This window comes from Halobacteria archaeon AArc-dxtr1 (assembly GCA_025517425.1).
Lineage (GTDB): Archaea > Halobacteriota > Halobacteria > Halobacteriales > Natrialbaceae > Halostagnicola.
Genome location: JAOPJY010000001.1, coordinates 942,753 through 962,286, shown reverse-complemented (window position 1 = coordinate 962,286; position 19,534 = coordinate 942,753). Strand labels below are relative to the sequence as shown.

Genomic DNA, 19,534 nt, shown 5'->3' with positions numbered 1-19,534 from the left:
ACCCGGCCAGCGAGGGGTGACAGGTCCACGCCGCAAGCGGGAATTGACCGCTTCTCGAACGATTGGCCGGAGCCGTGGCCGTTTTGGTGATCCGGCCGAAGTCTGTACCGATGGAGTACGTCCAGGAGCGAATTACGACGCTCCACGGGTTGGGGGCCGACGAGCCGACGGTCGCGGACTCTCGGGAGCCGCTGTCCCGGACGGCAGTGGTGGTCCCGATGACCGCCCGCGAACACGGAAGCGAGGCCGCAGAGCGCGTGCTGGGAGAACTCGAGCGGGCAGATCCCGCAGCGGTCTACGTTCCCCTCCGAGCCTCGACCGATCGGATCGAGCCGGTCCGGGAGTGGCTCGACTCCTTCTCTCTCCCGACGACCGTGCTCTGGTGTAACGCGCCGGCAGTCGACGCACTGCTGGCGGAGGCGGGGCTTACCCGCGAGCGCGGCAAGGGACGCGACGTCTGGCTGGCGCTCGGGCCGGCCGCAGCCGAGGCCGACTACGTCGTCGTCCACGACGCCGACGCCCGCAGCTACGAGGCCGACCACGTCGCGCGACTCGTGGCGCCGTTGACGATGGGTTTCGAGTTCGCAAAGGGTTACTACGCGCGCGTCGAGAACGATCGCCTCTACGGTCGACTGTTCCGCCTCTGTTATGAACCCCTGATCCGGGCGCTCGTGACCGATAGTGACGCCCCGATCCTCGACTATCTGGGCGCGTTCCGGTACGCTCTCGCCGGCGAGTTCGCCGCGAGTTCTGCCTTCGCCCGTCGGCTTCGCGCGCCACCGACCTGGGGGCTCGAGGTCGGCACCCTCGGCGACGCCTTCGACCACGCCGGCTTCGCGGGCACCGCCCAGGTCGACCTGGGTCGTCACGAGCACGACCACCGAGCCGTCGCCGGCACCGAGGGCCTCGAGGGGATGAGCCGCGAGGTCGTTGCCACGCTGTTGTCGGTTCTCGAGGGCCGCGGCGTCGATCCCGACTACGAGACGCTCCCCGACGCCTACCTCGACGCTGGCGAGCGACTGATCGCCCAGTACGAGGCCGACGCCCGCTTCAACGGACTCACGTACGATGCCACAGCCGAGCGCGAGCAACTGGAGCGCTACGCCGACTCGATCTCGCCGCCCGACCCGGCTTCCAGACTGCCGCGCTGGAGCGACGCCCCAATCGATCCCGACGCGGTCTTGCGAGCCGCCCGTCCGTGGCTCACGGAGCCAGTGGAGTCAGGTGTCGGCGACTGACCCCGTCGAGCAGGCCGACTCGATTCATCGTCGGACTCTCCTCGTGGTGCCACACTCGCCGCCGACGGAACGATTATCAGCGTTCCCATCGTCTCCTCGACCATGACTCCGATGGCCGACGAACTCGCCGGTGTCGTCGACCTCTTCGGTGGCCTGACTCGCCCGGAACTCGAGCGGGCGCTCAGAGAGACGGCCTACCGCGCCGACGGTGCTGCCGTCGACGAGGACGCGGTCGCAGACGCCGTCGACGATGCGCTCGCAGCGTTCGCGCTGGTCGAGTGCGATCCGGACGTTCTTGCGGATTCGGCGGATCCGATCGCAGCCGACGGCGGCGACCGGCTGCTCGTCGCCGGTCCCACGGCCTTCCCGCGCGTGCCCGAACACGCCGAGGACGTCCCGCACATTCTCGACGTCGAGCGCCGGCGGCTCGACCGCGAGGCGCTTGCCGATCAGTTCCGCGAGGCGTTCGCCGACGCAGTCTCGGCTGCGGTCGGCGAAGCGTCTCCCGCGGATGACCAGCCAGCATCTCACCTCTCTGCCGACGGAGACCGGCTCCGACACCTGCTCGACGCCAGCTACGACGCCGAAGCCTGGGCCCCTGTCGATCTCTCGGCCCAGCGAGAGCGACTCGAGGCGGCACTCGACACGGAGTGACCATGACCAGGCGCCTCGCACTCGATTCCGTCGCCGCCTACGAGCCTCGAACGGTCGACGATCAGGCCTACACGGCCGCCGTCCTCGCGCCGGTTATCGACCGCAACGGCGAGGACTACCTGCTGTTTACCAAGCGCGCAGAACACCTCGGGGAGCACCCAGGTCAGATGAGCTTCCCCGGTGGCGGGACTGAACCCACAGACGAGACGCTTCTCGACACCGCGCTTCGGGAGGCCAACGAAGAGATCGCACTCGATCCGGCCGCTGCCGATCCCGTCGGTCGCCTCGACGACATTCGGACGGTCAGTGAGTACGCCGTCACACCGTTTGCTGCGCGTATCCCCGATCGCACCTACGATCCCGACGAACGCGAGGTCGCCGAGATCGTCGTTCTTCCCGTCTCGGCGCTTCTGGATCCGGAGAACTACACGTCAGAGCGCAGAACACACCCCGAGTACGGCGAGATTCTCGTCCACTACTTCCGCGTCAACGGCTACACCGTCTGGGGCGCGACGGGACAGATTCTGGTCCAACTGCTTTCACTGACCACTCCGTTCGAACCGGCAGATGCCGTCGATCAGTCCCGGTACTAGGTACTCGCGGGCAGTCGACTCCAGCTGGTCAGTCGGCGCAGTCCGTACTCGACGGCGCCGGCGCTGAGTGGGATCCACACTACGAGCGGCCAGTACCAGAGGCTGAGTTCGAACAGCGTCGCCGTCAACCCAGCGCCGGGAGACTGCGCCGACTCGACCATCGCCGACCACGAGGCGGCGAGCAGCCACGCGTAGAGGGCGGTGGCGACGATCACGGGCGAGTAGACGCGGTAGCGCACCGAGACGGACGCAGGCACCGCAACGAGGAAAAACGCCCCGCCGAACACCCAGAGGGCCGTCCGTGGACCGGTTGCGAGCCCGGTCCCGTACTCGGCGACCACGAGACGCAGGTGGACGACGAGTGCGGTGGCCACAAACAGGAGCCCGGCGGCAATCCCGGCTGCCGTCGGCGAGAGTCGTCGACGAGGAGCCATCGTACCGCTCTCCTTTCGGGGAGCCCAGATAGCTCTTTGCGCCCATCTCAGTTCGTGCAATCGACCGACGGGACCCCGTGAGAATAAGGACCCCCGTTACCCACGCTGAGGTATGGATGGATTCGAGTCGATCTCGTCTGCCGACCGAAGCCTCGAGCGAACGGGAACGAGCTCCCTCCGAAACCCCCGGCTACGAGGTGAACGACTGTGAGCGATTCCGAGCCCGACGCCGAACTGGCCGTCGGCGCCGACGCCTTCGTCGACCGCGGCGCAGGCCGACAGATCGCGGTCGTGGGTGCCGGTGCCGTGGGTGCGACCGCGGCGTACGATCTCGCGAGCGCTGGCGCCGACGTGACGCTCTACGACCGCGACACTGTCGCCGGCGGCGCCACTGGACGGGCAGCTGGGCTCTGTTACGACGCCTTCGCCGACGAGCGCGACGCCGCGATTGCCGGCGAGGCCATCGAGCGCTTCCGGGCGTTTTCCGGCGACGACACCTTCCCGTTCGTCGAGTGCCCCTACGTCTGGTTCGCCCGCGAGGGCGACACGGCCCGGGCTGAGGCGATCCGCGACGGGATCGCGCGCATGCAAGAGCATGGCGTCGTCGCGCTCGAACTCGACGCCGACGGGCTGGCCGACCGGTTTCCCGCACTGGCAACCGACGACGTCGCCGTCGCCGGCATCGCCGGCGCCGCGGGATACGCCGACCCGGCACGCTATACGGCCTGCCTGGCTGCGGCGGCGACCGGCGCCGGCGCGACCCTGGAGACGAATACGCCGGTCGAGATTCGAACCGACCCGGCGGGCGTCGTGCTCCCCGACGGCGAGTACCGCGAGTACGACGCCGTCCTGGTCGCCGCCGGCGCGCACACGAAGGCACTTCTTGGGGGCGCAGACGTCCCGATCGCGATGAAGCCCTACCGCGTCCAGGCGCTCGTCGCGAGCGGTTCGCTCTCGGAGCCGATGTGCTACGACGCGTCGGCCGGGTACTATCTCCGCCCGCACGCAGACGGAATCCTCGCAGGCGACGGCGCCGTTCTCAGCGAAGCCGATCCCGACGAGTACGATCCGACGGCCGATGCCGAGTTCGTCGACGATCTCGTCTCGAAACTCGAGACGCGACTGCCCGAGGCTTCGCTCTCGGTCGAGCGCTCCTGGGCCGGCCTCTGTACGACGACGCCCGATCGCGACCCGCTCGTCGGGCGGGTCCGTGACGGACTGTACGTGGCAACTGGCTTCGACGGTGAGGGGTTCATGCGGGCGCCGGCGATCGGCGACCGGGTCGCGGAGTTGATATTAGAAGAGGAGGCCGCCGGCGACTTCGATCCGACGCGATTTGACGGCACGGAGTCGTTCGACATCGAGGTCGGAATGGCTGTCAATCGGTGAAAGCGGCCTTGTTGAAACCCTCAATCAGTGATAGGTTTCAGCGGTCGTGCTGAATTGAGAGCGCAAACTCAGCATCTGATGCCCCCGATCAAACAGAGAAGTCAATCCAATCGCAATTACATACTAGCGACCGGTTCGTCCTACCAAAAATCCAGAAAGTGTGACTAAAATACTACCCCACATTAAGATTATTACCGGACCTTCTGCTGCGAAGGATATCTCGCTAATAATCTCATGTGCTGCGGCAACAACGGCGATTTGTAGACCCAATATACCGAAGAGGATCTTATCTGATTCCATATGATAAATAATCCAATCATATGTATGTGAGTTGCGGAAATAAGTCAGTCAACACTGACTTGCTGGTTCATCCGCAACCGTGAGGAATCAACATTACTCAACTGCTGACTTCATGCTCTATATTCAGCACGCCTCTCTTGTCAGGTAGTGAGGGTTTCAACAGAGCCGTGAAAGCCGGAATGCCTATCGACCGGTGACGGTCAGAATACTCGTCGATCGGTTTCTTGAGCCGACAGCTGCGCGCGATCTCGGGTGCGGCTCAGTCGACGGTGAGCTCTTCGGGTGGGCTCGTCTCCGCGTCGGCTGGCTCTCCCGGATTCGATCGCGTCTCCGTCTCGCCTGTCGCATCCGTCGCTGGTGCGTCGTCGGTGTTGGCGTCGTCTTCTTTCGGGATCTCGATGCGGAGGGTCCCGCCGTCGGTGAGTGTCGCGGTGGCGTCGTCGGGGTCGACGAGGGCGTCTGCAGGGAGATCGACCGACCCATCGACAGTGTTCGAGCGTCCGGGGAATCGCATTTCGTACCCGTCGTACTCCGGCTGAGCGCGCTCGATCAGGACCCGGACCGTTCCGTCGACGTACCGCACCTGGACGTCAGCTAACTCGGCACCTGCGGCGTCGAAGACGACGAGATATCCCGTCTCGTTCTCGAGGACGTCGACCGGCAGTTCGCGCTGTTGCTGGATGCGGCTCTGGACGCGTCCGACCTGACGGTAAAGCTCCTTACCGATCGAATCGGTGAGGTCACGGAGCGTCACGGGCGGACACCTCCGACGGAGGGCGAGACGGGGTGGATCGGACTCATTGGCGGATACTGACTCTACGTTCGCTCGCTTCTTAGTGCTTTTGTCGTTAGAACAGTCTCTCTCTGGCACGAACGGTTCGATATCGTGAACGTGGCGGTTGACGGAAGCGCGCTCTGGACCTGTTCGTGTTCACGGGGCTGCGTGTAGTCACCGTTTTAGGCGTCGGGGCGCTATCGCTGTCTATGACAGACCCCGAGACGCTCTCGGTGACACTCGTCGACGGCTACGTCGACGAGCCCGCTCACTTCGGGGTGCCGCCGTACATCTCGACGTACCCCCGGTACGTCGCGGGTGCGCTCGTCGACGCGGGCGTCCCTCGCGAGCAGATCACCTACCACACGATCGACAGGCTGCGCGACCAGCCCGACCGCTGGCGCGACGTCGACGAGGCCGACCTCATGATCTACCTCGGCGGGATGACCGTCCCCGGCAAGTACGTCGGCGGCACGCCGGCAGAACCTGACGAAGTCCGAAAGCTCGCCTGGACCGCAGGCGGGACGAGCCTGATGGGCGGCCCAATCAAGTTCGGCGTCGGCGAGGCAAACGAAGGTGCCATCGAGACCGAACGCCAGGATCTCGACTTCGACTTCGTCGCCAAAGGCGACGTCGAGGCTGCGGTCTACGATCTGGTCGAGAGCGGTTTCGAGGGGTTCAACAACCGAATGCGCGACGTCGACGAGGTGTCACGGTGGGCTCGGGAGGGGGCGTTCATCGTCGAGCAACACCCGAACCACCCCGACCACCTCATCGCCGAACTCGAGACCTCTCGGGGTTGTGCCTACCGCTGTTCGTTCTGTACCGAACCGCTGTACGGCAACCCCGACTTCCGGCCGCCGCCGTCGGTCGTCGGCGAGGTCGATGCGCTCTCGGACTACGGCGTCACACACTTCCGGATCGGTCGACAGGCAGACATCCTCGCCTACGGCGGCGACGGTGAGGCGCCCAACCCCGACGCCTTGCGCCAACTCTACGGTGGGATCCGCGAGGTCGCGCCGGACCTCGAGACGCTCCATCTCGACAACATGAATCCCATCACGATCGTGAAGTGGCCCGAGAAGAGTCGGGAGGGGATTCGAATCATCGCCGAGCACAACACGCCGGGAGATACGGCCGCCTTCGGCCTCGAGTCCGCCGATCCGGTGGTTCAGGAAGCGAACGATCTGAACGTCTCCGCCGAGGAGTGCTTCGAGGCCGTCAAGATCGTCAACGAGGAGGCAGGGTGGCGACCGGGCGGGCCGAACGACCCGACCGGTGGCGACGGCGCAGCGTCCGCTGCGGGAGTTGCCACCGACGGTTCGGGTGCCAGTGGCCCGACCCGACTCCCCAAGCTCCTGCCCGGAATCAACCTCCTTCACGGACTTAAAGGCGAGCGCGAGGAGACCTACGAGCGAAACATGCAGTTCCTGCAGCGAGTGTACGACGAGGGGTACATGCTCCGGCGGGTCAACATCCGCCAGGTGATGGCGTTTGCCGGCACCGATATGTCAGACACTGGCGCCCAGATCGCGACAGAGCACAAGTCGCTGTTCAAGCGCTACAAACGGCAGGTGCGCGAGGAGATCGACAATCCCATGCTCGATCGGGTCGCCCCCCGGGGGACTGTTCTCCCGGACGTTCACTTAGAGTACCACCAGGACGGGAAGACGTTCGGCCGCCAGCTCGGCACCTACCCGCTGCTGGTCGGTATCCCCGGCGAGCGCGAACTGGGCGAGGTCATCGACGTCGCGGTCGTCGACCACGGCTACCGCTCGGTGACGGGCGTTCCCTACCCCTTAGACGTCAACGCGGCGTCGATGGACGAACTCACCGCAATCCCCGGGATTGGCGATCGCACGGCCGGAGATATCGTCGTCGGCCGGCCGTACGCCTCGGTAGACGAGGTCGACGCCGGTTCGGAGGTAGATCTGACCCGGTTTGCCGGCCGTCTTCCCGGTCCACAGGGGGCATCCGGTCGGTAGTTCTATTACGGATGCGATTCAGACAGAAAGACGAGGGTTTACCTGTGGAAATATCTGAAAAACTCCTGTGTCTGTTCAGTACGGAGATCTCGAGTGAGGACGACCGCTACGTCATCGAGGTTCCCCGACAGGAAATCGAGACGGGTGATGTCGAACCGGGCGACGTGTACAAGGTTGCGTTGATCTCTCGCGAAGACGGAGAGGCGACCGCAAGCGGCGAGGCCACGCCGTCGTCAGATCGGCCCTCTCCGCCATCGGAGCCACAGCCACCCGTCGACGTCGGGGAGACGCGATACGTCGAAATCGAGGATATCGGCAAGCAAGGCGATGGGATCGCCCGCGTCGAGCGCGGCTACGTTATCATCGTTCCGGGCGCCGAGGTGGGCGAGCGCGTCAAGATCGAGGTCACCGAGGTCAAGTCGAACTTCGCCGTCGGCGACATCATAGAAGAGACGTTTTAATCGTCCGGCGGCCCCGTTTTATCACGGTCGGTTTCGGCGACACTCGACGTCGGTGTCGACGGGGCCACGCCGAATTCGACAGGATACTGTAACTGCCACGAACCCAGTTCGTAGAGACTACTGCGCCGTATCAGGGCTCACTCGCGTTCCGTCGGGGCGTTTGGCCCCCTCCGAGTCGTGGACGACGATGCTCGATTTGGCCGGCGTCGGTCGGTACGACTCGTGTACTCCCATCGTCTCCTCAAGCTCACGAATCGTCCGTTCTTTCAGTGCGTGGGCCAGCTTCTCGGCGTCGGCGCGGTCGATCTCCCGCCCGAGTCCCTCACACTCGTGGGCGCGGACGGGCCCGTGTCGATCGACGGTCTCGACTGCCTGTGGCTCCGTCGCCCCGCCGTCCGCCGACGAATCCGTCTCGTTCAGATCTACGCTGAACGGATAGGTCTGACAGATCAGCGGCCGGTGCTCGTGAGCCTGACAGCTACCGGTGCCGTCCGCAGCTTCCGCGTAGAACGTACAGTCTCCGCAGCTGTCGGTCTGGAGAGCCCACTCGAAGGTTTCGCCTACCGTCTTGCCGTCGTCGCGCTCGCGAAGCCCGTACGGCATCGGTCTGGCGACCTCCTCCCAGTCACGCTCGGTGGCGTCCGCGAGCGTACGTACCTCTCCCGGGAACACCGTTGCTGTGTGCGCCTCGTCGCCGTCGGCCGTACAGCACGCGCCACAGCGGGTACACTCGAAGCCGATCGTCTCGATCGCGTCGGCGAGATTGCTCGTCGAGAGCTCGCGGGCTCGAACTAACTCGTCGGCTACCGTTTCCACGTGGTAGTCCTTGCGGGCGAGGGAAAAAAACGAGTCGGTCCACCGTAGCGGCCGTCAGACCGCTCAGTGATTCAGGAAGTAGACCTGCTTGCGGGCGTCGCGGAAGCTGTACCGGGAGCCGATCAGGTCCACGTCCTCTAGACGATTTAGCGCGTAGCGGACGGTGCGGTCCGGCAACAGCGACTCTTCGGCGAGCTGTCCCTGCGAGAGCGGTGATTCGGATTCGAGGACTTTCGCAACGAGCTTCGCGCTCGGTGGCAGGTCGCGTAGTCGGTCGCGGTATTCGGCCTCGGTGAGCGGTTCTTCGGCGGCGATGGCGTGGTCGTCGGCCGTACTGGTGCTCATACCCTCTCCTGCAATTCAGTGATGGTAAAGTTTCCCTATATGTGGATACGAACAATGCAAGTTGTAATAGGTGTATTATTACCATATGTATGTGGATGGGGCGAGACGTGGACGAATGCCGGCTCCCGCCCTCGATAGCGATCGACGCGGCGGGGTAGCGTCTCGATCTCGGGCAAGCGAGCGGGGCTCCCGCCGTCCCATCGGCCCGGTTCGACTGACTCCAGTATCGTTTTATCCCTCGGATCTGTAGATTCGGTCAGTGTGAAAGGACAGGAGTGGTACCAAGCCGACGACGTCGCCGAGGAGTACGACGACAAGCGGTTCTCGCGGGGCGGACAACTGATCGACCGCCGAGAGAAGGAGGCGGTTCTGGACGCGGTCTCTCCCCTTGAGGATAAGAACGTACTCGAAATCGCCTGTGGTACCGGGCGGTTTACGGTGATGCTCGCCCAGCGCGGCGCAGACGTGGTCGGACTCGATATTTCGGCGGCGATGCTCCAGCACGGCCGCCAGAAGGCACAGGATGCAGCCGTCTCGGAGACGCTCGAGTTCCTTCGTGGCGACGCCGGACGACTGCCGTTTCCGGACGATCACTTCGATACGGTCATCGCGATGCGCTTTTTCCACCTCGCTGACGATCCGGAGGGCTTCCTCCGGGAGATGCGCCGCGTCTGTCGCGACCAGATCGTCTTCGACACGTTCAACCGCTTCTCTGCACGCAGCGTCTACAACTGGGCGCTGCCGATGGGGTCGCGGCTGTACTCGAAGAGCGAGGTGAGCGTCCTGCTCGCGAAGACCGATCTGACGCTCGTCGAGGTCGAAGACGACTTCCTCGCTCCCTACGGACTCTACCGATCCATTCCGAACGTCCTCGCCTCGCCGATCCGAACTGTCGACGAGACGCTCGGGCGGATTCCCATCACGGATCATCTCGCTTCCGTCTCCTACTGGAACACCCGCGTGCGATGAGACGGAGGCGTCGATGATCTCTCATCGCCTCTACCAGCCTTTTATTGCCCGGGCCTTCTATCCGACCGTATGAAGCTCTCGGTAGTCGTTTCGACACTCAACGGCCGAGAGCGATTGCTCGACTGTCTCGACGCGCTCGCGGCCGCGACGCCGCCGTCGGCGGAAGTGATCGTCGTCAACGGTCCCTCCTCTGACGGGACGACCGGGGCCGTCCGCGACCGCGACGACGTCGACGTCCTCGTCGAGATTTCGGAGCGAAACCGTAACGTCTCCAGAAACGCCGGACTCGAGACGGTCACGGGATCGGTGGTTGCCTTCCTCGACGACCGGACCGTCGTCGACGACGGCTGGTACGCCGCACTCGACGCTGCGATGTGTGCCGGAGCCGACGTCGTCACCGGACCGGTCTCGGGCGACGCGGCCACGAACCTCCGCTCGCGGACCGTCGGCGGCCGAGCAGTCACGGAGTTCGACGGCGATAACGTCGCGTTCGACCGGACGGTACTCGACGCGCTCGATGGCTTCGACGAGTCGGTAGAAACCGGTGGGGCGGTCGACGCTGCCCATCGGATCGCCGACCTCGGCTTCGACGTCGTCTCGGATCCCGGAATGCGCGTTCGGCGCCAGACGAACCTCGACCCCGGCTGGGGACCGCGCTACCGGTCGCTGTCGTACCGACTGACGAAAAACTACGGCCCGCGGCCGACGATCACCGCTCGGATCGTCGGCAGTGCGCTCCGGGACGCTGCCGGCGCCGCAAAGGCCGTCGCGACGGGCGAATCGACGCCGACGGGCTGGCTCGGCAACGGACTCGCGGTGACGACCAACGCCGCGAAGGGGTATGCGGACGGATTACGTGCCCGCTACGCCGACCGGACCACCAGACGCAACCCAAACGGCGTCTCGGCTCGCCACGACCGTGCTGTCCGGCTGTACGATCGGCGCTAATCTCACTCACTGCGCCTGTGAGCGCGGTTGGCGTCGCCCCCACGGGTGGCTATCCCGACTCGGGAGCCAACGGCTCGATCACTCGGCAGGCGTTTTTCGAGAACACTCGCCAGAGTTTGTCTTCGGGCACGTCGAGCGTCAACATCTCCATGACGGCGACGTTCGGGTGACAGTCGGGGGCCCCACTGCCGAATAGCACTCTGTCGGGGTGTTCGAGCAGCGCCCGTTCGAGCTGGTCGCGAAACCGGACGAAACTGGTCTCTAGGTAACAGTCGTCGTGACCGTCGAGCAAGTCGATCGTCTCACTCATTCGATCTCTATCGAGTGGGTAGCCTCCGAAGTGACAGATGATGACCGGGAACGACCGGCCGAGCAGGGTCTCTGCAAGCGTTTCGGGTGGGGCTCCTCGCCCGCCTCGAACCAACACCGGCAGGGAGACGTCGGCGAGCGCTTCGAGGACGGCTTCGTCCGGATAGCCGTCGACGACCGGATCGAGGACGAAGCCGTGAAACCGATCGTCGTACGCGTACTGTTCGACGTCGCTCGCCGACGTGTGGTACTCTTTGGGTCCGGACACCGCGTTTCGGAGCCGGCCGGTCGGCGAGGAATCCTCGGTTTGGGAGCCGTTGATACGCGCGAAAGCGACGAACGGGCGATCGACGCTGTACCGCGCGACGCCGTTGTTGGCGGCGACGTAGTCCGTCTCGCCGCGTGCCCGCGGGAAGACGACAGAGCGCGTAATCCCCGCCTGGCGCATCTCCCGTTCGAGCCGATCCGGCGTGATCGACCGCCCGCGACCAGCTGTCACGTCGTCTGGGGTCAGCTGCGCGTAGACGTCGACGACGCGAAACCCGTGTTCCAGCTCCAGCATCCGGGTGGGCTTTCTCGTCGACACTATATGTTGCTACCGGCCATTTCGGGAGGGATCTCCACGTGGACGAACGTCCGGATCACCAGAGGGGAGCGAGGTCGTAGGAAAACGCTTATATAGAAGTGCTGACGACATGGTTAGTGAGGGTTCAATCATGGCACAACAGCGACGCATGGGTGGACAGCAGATGTTCATTCTCAGCGAGGACAGTCAGCGAACGCAGGGTCGCGACGCACAGTCGTCTAACATCATGGCCGGCAAGGCCGTCGCCGAGGCCGTACGGACCACGCTCGGACCCCGCGGCATGGACAAGATGCTCGTGGGTTCCTCCGGTGACGTCGTCATCACGAACGACGGCGCCACGATTTTAGCGGAGATGGACATCGAGCACCCCGCCGCCCAGATGATCGTCGAAGTCGCCGACTCCCAGGAAGAAGAGGTCGGCGACGGGACGACGACCGCAGCAGTGATCGCGGGCAACCTCCTCGGCGAGGCCGAGGACTTGCTCGAACAGGACGTCCACGCGACGACGATCGTCGAGGGCTATCACGAAGCGTCCCAGATCGCCCTCGAGGCGATCGACGACGTCGTCGACGACGCCACAGTCGACACCGAAATCTTAGAGCAGGTCGCCGAGTCGAGCATGACCGGCAAGGGCACCGGCGGACTCACCGCCGATGCGCTCGCCGAGACCGTCGTCGCCGCCGTCGAGCACGTCGACGGAGACGACGGCGTCGAGCGCGAGAACGTCGACGTCCACACGCAGGTCGGCGCCTCCTCGAGTGCGACCGAACTCGTCCCCGGCATCGTCATCGACGAGGAGCCCGCCCACGACGACATGCCCACCGACGTCGAAGACGCCACCGTCGCCGTCCTCGACGTCGAACTCGAGGTCCGAACCGGTGAGTTCGACGCCGAGTACTCGATCGATTCGATCGACCAGCTAAACGCCGCGATCGACGCCGAGGAGTCTGAACTTCAGGGCTACGCCGACACGATCGCCGATAGCGGCGTCGACGTCGTCTTCACGACCGAGGACGTCGACGATCGCGTCGCCGCTCGTCTCGCGGAGGCGGGCATCCTCACCTTCGAGGGCGTCGGCAGCAGCGACGCCTCCCGCATCGTCTCCGCGACCGGCGCCAGTCGCGTCGGTTCGCTCGAAGACCTCGAGGAGGATGACTTCGGCCAGGCCGACCGCATCCGCACCAAGACCTACGGAGACGACGATCTGGCGTTCGTCGAGGGCGGCGCGGCCGCCGAGGCCGTCACCGTCTTCGTCCGGGGCGGCACGGCCCACGTCGTCGACGAACTCGAGCGCGCGATCGGCGACGCGTTAGACGTCGTCGCGACCGCACTCGACTCCGGTGAGGTCGTCCCCGGCGCCGGTGCCACCGAGATCGCCATCGCAGACCGCGTTCGCTCCGAAGCCGCCGGTATCGAGGGCCGCAAGCAACTCGCCGTGACGGCGTTTGCCGACGCGATCGACATCGTCCCGCGAACGCTCGCGACCAACACCGGCCGCGACCCGATCGACTCGCTGGTCGACCTCCGTGCCGCCCACGAGTCCGAGGGCCGTGCCGGGCTGATCACCGACGGCGAGGAGGTCACGATCGGTGACCCACTCGAACACGGCGTCGTCGACCCTGCTGACGTCAAACGTGAGGCCATCGAGAGCGCCACCGAGGCCGCGACGATGATCGCTCGCATCGACGACGTCATCGCGGCGGAATAACGCTCTTACCCGTTCTCTTTCGGTTTTCGGCAGCTGTTCGCCAGACCGTCTCTCGTCCGGGAGTCGTTTCCTCGCCCCAGCTATATAACTCGATAATAGTAGCAAATTATATGCTGTGGGGGTGCCGTCTCCTACCCGATGGCATTCAGCGACGAACTACTCGAAGAGGGCAGCGAGATCTGGGCGGCACAGAAACGCCACCCGTTTGTGACGGAGCTCGCAGACGGAACGCTCGATCCCGAGGCGTTCTACACGTGGGTCCGGCAGGATTACCGCTACTTGCTCGACTACGCGCGTACCTTCGCGATCGCCGGGACGAAAGCGCGCGACGAGCAGACGATGACCCACCTGCTTGGGGTGGCTCACACCGTCCTCGACTACGAGATGGACCTCCACCGCGAGTTCGCCGACGACTACGGCCTCTCGGTCGCGGATCTGGAGTCGACGACGAAATCGCCGACCTGCGTCGCCTACACCAACTTCCTCGTCAGGACCGCCCACGAGGGCTCACTTGCCGAGATCGCGGCGGCTATCTACCCCTGTGGACAGGGCTACCTCGACATCGCCGAGCACATGGCCGAACTGGCCGACGACGACCACCGCTACACCCCCTTTATCGAGAAGTACACCAGTGAGGAGTTCTACGGGGCCGTCGACTGGATGCGCGAGTTCGTCGATCGCTGTGGCGACCGCTACCCCGGCGAGCACGACGCGATGCGGGAGGCGTTTCTGACCTCTGCACGGTTAGAACACCAGTTCTGGGAGATGGCCTACACGCAAGAGGAGTGGCGGATCTGACCGCGCTGTCGGACCTGGGTGAGGTGGGTTAGATCTCGATTCGCACTGCGTCTCCTGCGGTCAGTCCGAACGCCTCGTCTCCGCGGCCCTGATTGACGTCTACTTCGACGTTGCCGTGGCTCCCCACCGTGACGAGGCGCTCCCCAACCGGAACGTCCGCGAACGTCTCGCCGACACGAACCCGGTCTCCGTCGACGACAACGGACTCACAGCCCGCAATCACGTCACCAGGAACGTTGGTGATCACGTTGCCGAACTCGTCGACGACGAGTACCTCTCCGACGATTTTGCCGTCCTCGACGGTCGGCTCCGGAAGCGAGAGGTCGACGTAGCTGTCGACCCCTGTGACGCCGTCGAGTGCACTCGGAGAGTCCCCCTCGCGCCACTGATCGTGAATCGCGGCGGCTGCTGGTGCGAACACGTCGCGGCCGTGGAACGTCGAACTCTCCGCGTCGGCGTCATCAATCTCGTAGACTGAGAGGTCGCTCCTGTCTGTGAGTTCTCTGGCGGCCGGGAGCAAGACGCCGTTGTCGGGGCCGACCAGTACGTGTTCACCGGCGTCGATCGCGATCGCTGCACGGTCGGTGCCGACGCCGGGGTCGACGACGACCAGATGGACCGCCGGCGGAAAGTACGGGAGAATCTCCCGGAGCCAGAACGCCGCTACCCGGACGTCCTGGCGAGGGAAGTCATGAGTGACGTCGACGAGACGAGCGTCGGTCTGCTGGCAGAGTACTCCACGCATCGCGGCGGGATATGGCGAGCCAAAGTCGGAAGCGAGCGTGATCATCGTGTACGGTGTGTGGGTCGGCGGTGCGGGCGTTACTGGCCGTTCACGTCCGACTCGTTGACCATCTGCAGGCGCTCGATGCCGTCGATCTCCCCGACGGTCTCGACGACGGCGTCCGGCACCAGCTCCTCCCAGCTCTCGTCGGCGATCATCCGCTCGCGAACCTCTGTTCCCTCTAACACGTCGCGGTTGAACATCGGCGACTGCCGCACCTCGACGCCGGCCTCCCGAAAGAGCTGGATGACCAGCGGGTTGTTCGAGTACGCGACGTCGAAATCTGGGCTCATGCTCTGGACGTGGCTCACCCAGACCGAGTTCCGCTCTAAGTCCTCGATGGGAACCGCGTAGGTCACGATATCGAAGTCGACCAGAGACTTGGTGATCATCATGATGCGCTCGCCGGCGGTAAACGGGTTCCGGACGGTGTGAGAGTCTCCGGCACTTCCGATCCCGAGGACGAGCTCGTCGATATCCTCGGAGATCCGCTCGACCATGCTGTAGTGGCCGTTGTGAAACGGCTGGAAGCGTCCGATGTAGAACCCACGCTTCATTACCGAATACTGGCAGTGCGTCCCGCTTAAGCGTGGCGAGTCCTCGCTGTCGCTGCGTCTCTGGGGGTCGCTGGTCCGGTTCGATCGGTCGGTTGCGGTGACCGTCTCTCTAACCAATTCGAATTCGGGCGAAAACGGCACCGAGAGGTGGTCTATGCGAACGGGGCGACGACTACCGTATGGAGAAAGTATATCAGTCGCAATCCCTTCGAACCAGGTACTGACTAGCGTTCTATGAGCAACGATACGAACGTCGACGATTCGCCCGACGACGCCCCCGACGAGGTGACTTCCGAGCCTCAAGAAGACGCCGAGGAAGCGGGCGACGTCGGAGACGAACCTGTCGACGATGAATTCGACGCCGACCCGGACCGATCGTCCGGGACCGTCGACTCGGACGCCCACGGTCCGGACGTCTTCTCGAGCGCGGACGCCACGGAGGCAGACGCCAGCGAGGGCGCCGATCCGTCTGCTGACTCCGAGAGCAACGCCGAGGATCCGCCCTCGCCGAGGGACGACGAGTTCGACGATCCGGACGGGCTTGAGATCGACGGCCAATCACCCGACGAAGCCGACGACGAGATCGAAACTGTCGAAGACCTGGGGAGCACTGTCGACGTCGACCCAGGCGTCGAAATCGACGACGAACACGCCGAGGACGATCTCCTCGGTGGGTTGATGATCGATTCGACAGACGACATCGAAGTTCCCGACCGGCTCGTCGATCAGGTGATTGGACAGGACGAGGCCCGAGACATCATCATCAAAGCCGCGAAACAGCGCCGACACGTGATGATGATCGGCTCGCCGGGGACCGGCAAGTCGATGCTGGCCAAAGCGATGAGCCAGCTCCTCCCGAGGGAGGACCTCCAGGACGTCCTCGTCTATCACAACCCCGACGACGGGAACGCGCCGAAGGTTCGGACCGTCCCCGCCGGGAAAGGCGAGCAGATCATCGACGCCCACAAAGAGGAGGCGCGAAAGCGCAACCAGATGCGATCGGTCCTGATGTGGGTCATCATCGCGGTGATCATCGCCTACACTATCTTGGGGCCACCGAACATCCTGCTTGGCATCATCGCCGCAGCAGTCGTCTGGCTCGTCTTCCGCTATACGAGTCGGGGGACAGACGCGATGGTGCCCAACATGATCGTCGACAACGGCGACCAGCGCCAGGCGCCCTTCGAGGACGCCACCGGCGCCCACGCCGGCGCACTACTGGGCGACGTCCGCCACGACCCCTTCCAGTCCGGGGGTATGGAGACGCCCAGCCACGACCGCGTCGAGCCCGGCTCGATCCACAAGTCCAACAAGGGCGTGCTGTTCGTCGACGAGATGAACACGCTCGACATCCGCACTCAGCAGAAGCTGATGACGGCGATCCAGGAGGGCGAGTTCGCGATTACGGGCCAGTCCGAGCGCTCCTCGGGTGCGATGGTCCAGACCGAAGCCGTCCCGACGGACTTCATCATGATCGCAGCGGGGAACTTAGACGCGATGGAGAACATGCACCCCGCACTCCGCAGCCGCATCAAGGGCTACGGCTACGAGGTGTACATGGACGACACCATCGAGGACACCCCCGAGATGCGCCGGAAGTACGCCCGCTTCATCGCCCAGGAGGTCGACCGCGACGGTCGCCTCCCGCACTTCACTCGCGAGGCCGTCGAGGAGCTCATCCTCGAAGCCAAGCGCCGGGCGGGCCGCAAGGAACACCTCACCCTCGAGTTCCGGAACCTCGGCGGACTCGTCCGCGTCGCCGGCGACATCGCCCGCGCGGAGGACGCCGAGCTCACGACCCGCGAGCACGTCCTCGAGGCCAAGGGCCGCTCGCGGTCGATCGAGCAACAGCTCGCCGACGACTACATCGACCGCCGCAAGGACTACGAGCTGCAGGTCACCGAGAGCGGCGTCGAAGGCCGGGTCAACGGCCTCGCCGTCATGGGTGAGGACTCCGGGATCATGCTGCCCGTGATGGCCGAGATCGCGCCCGCCCAGGGCGGCGGACAGGTGATCGCCACCGGCCAGCTCAAGGAGATGGCCGAGGAGTCCGTCCAGAACGTCTCGGCGATCATCAAGAAGTTCTCCGACGTCGACCTCTCGGAGAAAGACGTCCACATCCAGTTCGTCCAGGCCGGCCAGCAGGGTGTCGACGGCGATTCGGCCTCCATCACGGTGGCGACCGCGGTCATCAGCGCCTTAGAGGACATCCCCGTCGATCAGTCGGTCGCGATGACCGGCTCGCTCTCCGTGCGCGGTGACGTCCTCCCGGTCGGTGGCGTCACCCACAAGATTGAGGCTGCGGCGAAAGCTGGTTGCAAGAAGGTCATCATTCCCAAGACCAACGAGCAAGACGTGATGATCGAAGACGAGTACGACGAGATGATCGAGATTATCCCCTGCTCGAACATCAGCGAGGTCTTAGACGTCGCCCTCATGGGCGAACCCCAGAAAGACTCGCTGGTCGATCGTCTCAAACAGATCACCGGTTCGGCGTTCGATCAGGGCGTCGCCGGTCACGGCTCCAACCCGAGTCCCCAGTAGCCGTGGCGCAGTGGGCGACGTTCGCGGGCGTAACGATCGTCGTCCTTTGCTTACTCCTCGTCCTGACCCACCTGAGCGAGCGCGCCGTCTCGCCGGGAGACGGCGGTGCTACCGACCTCTCCGACGCCGCGGAGTCTCACCCCCCGAAGCCGGTCGAGTGGGACGAAACGCAGCACCCGCCGTCGGCTCCAGACCGCTCACCTCCGGCCTCGACAGACTCCACCTCTCCGTCCGAGTACTCCGGACAGACGCCCGATTCCCCTTCTCAGCACACCGACTCGCCACCCGAATCGTCCGACTCCTCGCGTGAGCAACCGCTCCCACAGACCGCCTCCTCATCTCCCGCGGACCTCTCTACTGCGGAGTTGCTTGCGAACGTCGCCCTCTCGCAGGGGCTGTTTGCGGTCGTGTTGATCGGTGCGGCAATCTACGCCGATATCCCTGCCGAGGCGTTCGGTATCGAGGTCAGCAGCGCGTACGTCGTCTCCGGCCTCCTCCTCGGAACGGCCATCGGCATCGCCCTCTATCTCGCCAACGAAATCGGGGCTGCGGGCGCGACGTGGCTCGGGTTCGATCACGACGAGACGCTGAGGGAGATGCTCGCTCCAGAGTCCCGAGCCGGATGGCTTGTCCTCCTGATCGTCGTCTTGCCCCTGATCGCCTTTTTCGAGGAACTCCTGTTTCGTGCGGCGCTGATCGGCGTTCTCTCGGCCGGATTCGATCTCTCGCCGTTCGTGCTGGCCGTGGTGTCGTCGATCGCGTTCGGTCTCGGACACGGCATCCAGGGATCGGTCGGCGTCCTCGTCACGGCTGCGCTCGGATTCGTCCTCGCGCTGGTGTTCATCGCCACTGGGAGCCTCCTGGTGGTCGTCGTCGCCCACTACCTGATCAACGCCTTCGAGTTCGTCGTCCACGAGGGGCTCGGACTGGAGTGGGCGAGCGTCCTCGAAAGCTACAATTAAGAACGGCGGATTCCTCACCCGACGTATGACGGCGCTCAGAGGTGTCCCCAAATCTGTCTATCGCGCGATCCTGATCGGAATTTTGGTCTACTTCGTCTTGCTGGTCGTTGGGCTCGTGGGGGGCGTCTCACCCGCCCTCGGTCTAGCTGATATCGTTTACGGCGCCATCGCTGTCGCCATCGGCGGCTTGCTCTACACGCGCGGGACGGGCGGGCGGCTGCTTATCGCGTCGGCTACGACGCTTATCCTCGGTGGGCTCTCCCAATTCATCTGGATTCTGACCGGAAGCTCAACGTTCGATACGCTCGCGTCAATGCTGGTCTTCCTTGGCCTTGGCGGCTACCTATTTGCAATCGCGATCGAAAACTGACGTTCCCGT

At 64.6% G+C, this 19,534-nt stretch carries 20 protein-coding genes; 13 read left to right on the top strand and 7 right to left on the bottom strand.

Features of this window, described 5'->3' with window-relative positions:
* The first annotated feature begins 110 nt into the window (after positions 1–110).
* The 3 genes from OB905_04890 (at position 111) to OB905_04880 (ending at position 2,485) form a co-directional block, all read left to right on the top strand.
* Positions 111–1,238, top strand: a complete 1,128-nt coding sequence (locus tag OB905_04890; GenBank protein MCU4925324.1) for a glycosyl transferase family 2 — start codon at positions 111–113, stop codon at positions 1,236–1,238.
* Positions 1,239–1,340: 102 nt separating this feature from the next.
* A complete protein-coding gene (locus OB905_04885) occupies positions 1,341–1,892 on the top strand; it encodes a hypothetical protein (GenBank protein ID MCU4925323.1) in 552 nt (183 codons plus the stop codon).
* Between the two features lie 2 nt (positions 1,893–1,894).
* Entirely contained in the window at positions 1,895–2,485 is a 591-nt protein-coding gene (locus OB905_04880) for a CoA pyrophosphatase (GenBank protein ID MCU4925322.1), read from the top strand.
* On the opposite strand, the gene OB905_04875 is transcribed toward OB905_04880, so the two are convergent.
* Positions 2,482–2,919, bottom strand: a complete 438-nt coding sequence (locus tag OB905_04875; GenBank protein MCU4925321.1) for a hypothetical protein — start codon at positions 2,917–2,919, stop codon at positions 2,482–2,484. The genes OB905_04880 and OB905_04875 overlap by 4 nt on opposite strands.
* 207 nt (positions 2,920–3,126) lie before the next feature.
* Between OB905_04875 and OB905_04870 the strand changes: the two genes are divergently transcribed.
* The gene (locus OB905_04870; GenBank protein MCU4925320.1) at positions 3,127–4,308 is read left to right on the top strand and encodes an FAD-binding oxidoreductase; all 1,182 of its coding nucleotides are present in this window, start codon (positions 3,127–3,129) and stop codon (positions 4,306–4,308) included.
* Between the two features lie 559 nt (positions 4,309–4,867).
* Here OB905_04870 and OB905_04865 read toward each other — a convergent pair.
* Entirely contained in the window at positions 4,868–5,362 is a 495-nt protein-coding gene (locus tag OB905_04865) for an Hsp20/alpha crystallin family protein (GenBank protein MCU4925319.1), read from the bottom strand.
* Between the two features lie 230 nt (positions 5,363–5,592).
* On the opposite strand from OB905_04865, the gene OB905_04860 reads away from it, so the two are divergent.
* Together OB905_04860 and OB905_04855 are read left to right on the top strand one after the other, a co-directional pair.
* Entirely contained in the window at positions 5,593–7,368 is a 1,776-nt protein-coding gene (locus OB905_04860; protein MCU4925318.1) for a radical SAM protein, read from the top strand.
* A gap of 44 nt (positions 7,369–7,412) precedes the next feature.
* Positions 7,413–7,829, top strand: a complete 417-nt coding sequence (locus OB905_04855; GenBank protein MCU4925317.1) for a TRAM domain-containing protein — start codon at positions 7,413–7,415, stop codon at positions 7,827–7,829.
* Positions 7,830–7,946: 117 nt separating this feature from the next.
* Here OB905_04855 and OB905_04850 read toward each other — a convergent pair whose 3' ends face one another.
* Complete coding sequence (locus OB905_04850) at positions 7,947–8,645, bottom strand: YkgJ family cysteine cluster protein (protein ID MCU4925316.1); 699 nt, start codon at positions 8,643–8,645, stop codon at positions 7,947–7,949.
* Positions 8,646–8,708: 63 nt separating this feature from the next.
* Positions 8,709–8,990, bottom strand: coding sequence for an ArsR family transcriptional regulator (locus OB905_04845; protein ID MCU4925315.1), 282 nt, complete (start codon positions 8,988–8,990; stop codon positions 8,709–8,711).
* Positions 8,991–9,251: 261 nt separating this feature from the next.
* On the opposite strand from OB905_04845, the gene OB905_04840 reads away from it, so the two are divergent.
* Positions 9,252–9,959, top strand: a complete 708-nt coding sequence (locus OB905_04840; GenBank protein MCU4925314.1) for a class I SAM-dependent methyltransferase — start codon at positions 9,252–9,254, stop codon at positions 9,957–9,959.
* A 69-nt stretch (positions 9,960–10,028) separates the two neighbouring features.
* The gene (locus OB905_04835) at positions 10,029–10,907 is read left to right on the top strand and encodes a glycosyltransferase family 2 protein (protein ID MCU4925313.1); all 879 of its coding nucleotides are present in this window, start codon (positions 10,029–10,031) and stop codon (positions 10,905–10,907) included.
* A 49-nt stretch (positions 10,908–10,956) separates the two neighbouring features.
* Here the strand turns inward: OB905_04835 and OB905_04830 are convergent, their stop codons facing one another.
* The gene (locus OB905_04830) at positions 10,957–11,778 is read right to left on the bottom strand and encodes an amidohydrolase family protein (protein MCU4925312.1); all 822 of its coding nucleotides are present in this window, start codon (positions 11,776–11,778) and stop codon (positions 10,957–10,959) included.
* A 187-nt stretch (positions 11,779–11,965) separates the two neighbouring features.
* Between OB905_04830 and thsA the strand changes: the two genes are divergently transcribed.
* A complete protein-coding gene (gene thsA, locus OB905_04825; GenBank protein ID MCU4925311.1) occupies positions 11,966–13,510 on the top strand; it encodes a thermosome subunit alpha in 1,545 nt (514 codons plus the stop codon).
* Between the two features lie 138 nt (positions 13,511–13,648).
* On the top strand, positions 13,649–14,308 hold the full coding sequence (tenA, locus tag OB905_04820; protein ID MCU4925310.1) for a thiaminase II: 660 nt from the start codon (positions 13,649–13,651) through the stop codon (positions 14,306–14,308).
* Positions 14,309–14,336: 28 nt separating this feature from the next.
* On the opposite strand, the gene OB905_04815 is transcribed toward tenA, so the two are convergent.
* Together OB905_04815 and OB905_04810 are read right to left on the bottom strand one after the other, a co-directional pair.
* The gene (locus OB905_04815) at positions 14,337–15,098 is read right to left on the bottom strand and encodes an SAM-dependent chlorinase/fluorinase (protein ID MCU4925309.1); all 762 of its coding nucleotides are present in this window, start codon (positions 15,096–15,098) and stop codon (positions 14,337–14,339) included.
* 32 nt (positions 15,099–15,130) lie between these two features.
* Positions 15,131–15,649 carry a nicotinamide-nucleotide adenylyltransferase gene (locus OB905_04810; protein ID MCU4925308.1) on the bottom strand — a complete coding sequence of 173 codons (519 nt, stop codon included), beginning with the start codon at positions 15,647–15,649 and terminating at the stop codon, positions 15,131–15,133.
* A 234-nt stretch (positions 15,650–15,883) separates the two neighbouring features.
* Here OB905_04810 and lonB point away from each other — a divergent pair, with 234 nt between their 5' ends.
* Genes lonB through OB905_04795 form a run of 3 tightly spaced genes read left to right on the top strand, consistent with a single transcriptional unit; the run spans position 15,884 to position 19,525 of the window.
* Positions 15,884–18,193, top strand: coding sequence for an ATP-dependent protease LonB (lonB, locus tag OB905_04805; protein ID MCU4925307.1), 2,310 nt, complete (start codon positions 15,884–15,886; stop codon positions 18,191–18,193).
* Between the two features lie 2 nt (positions 18,194–18,195).
* Positions 18,196–19,155 (top strand): CPBP family intramembrane metalloprotease, encoded by a 960-nt coding sequence (locus tag OB905_04800; protein ID MCU4925306.1) that lies wholly within the window; start codon positions 18,196–18,198, stop codon positions 19,153–19,155.
* Between the two features lie 25 nt (positions 19,156–19,180).
* On the top strand, positions 19,181–19,525 hold the full coding sequence (locus OB905_04795; protein MCU4925305.1) for a hypothetical protein: 345 nt from the start codon (positions 19,181–19,183) through the stop codon (positions 19,523–19,525).
* Positions 19,526–19,534 lie beyond the last annotated feature (9 nt).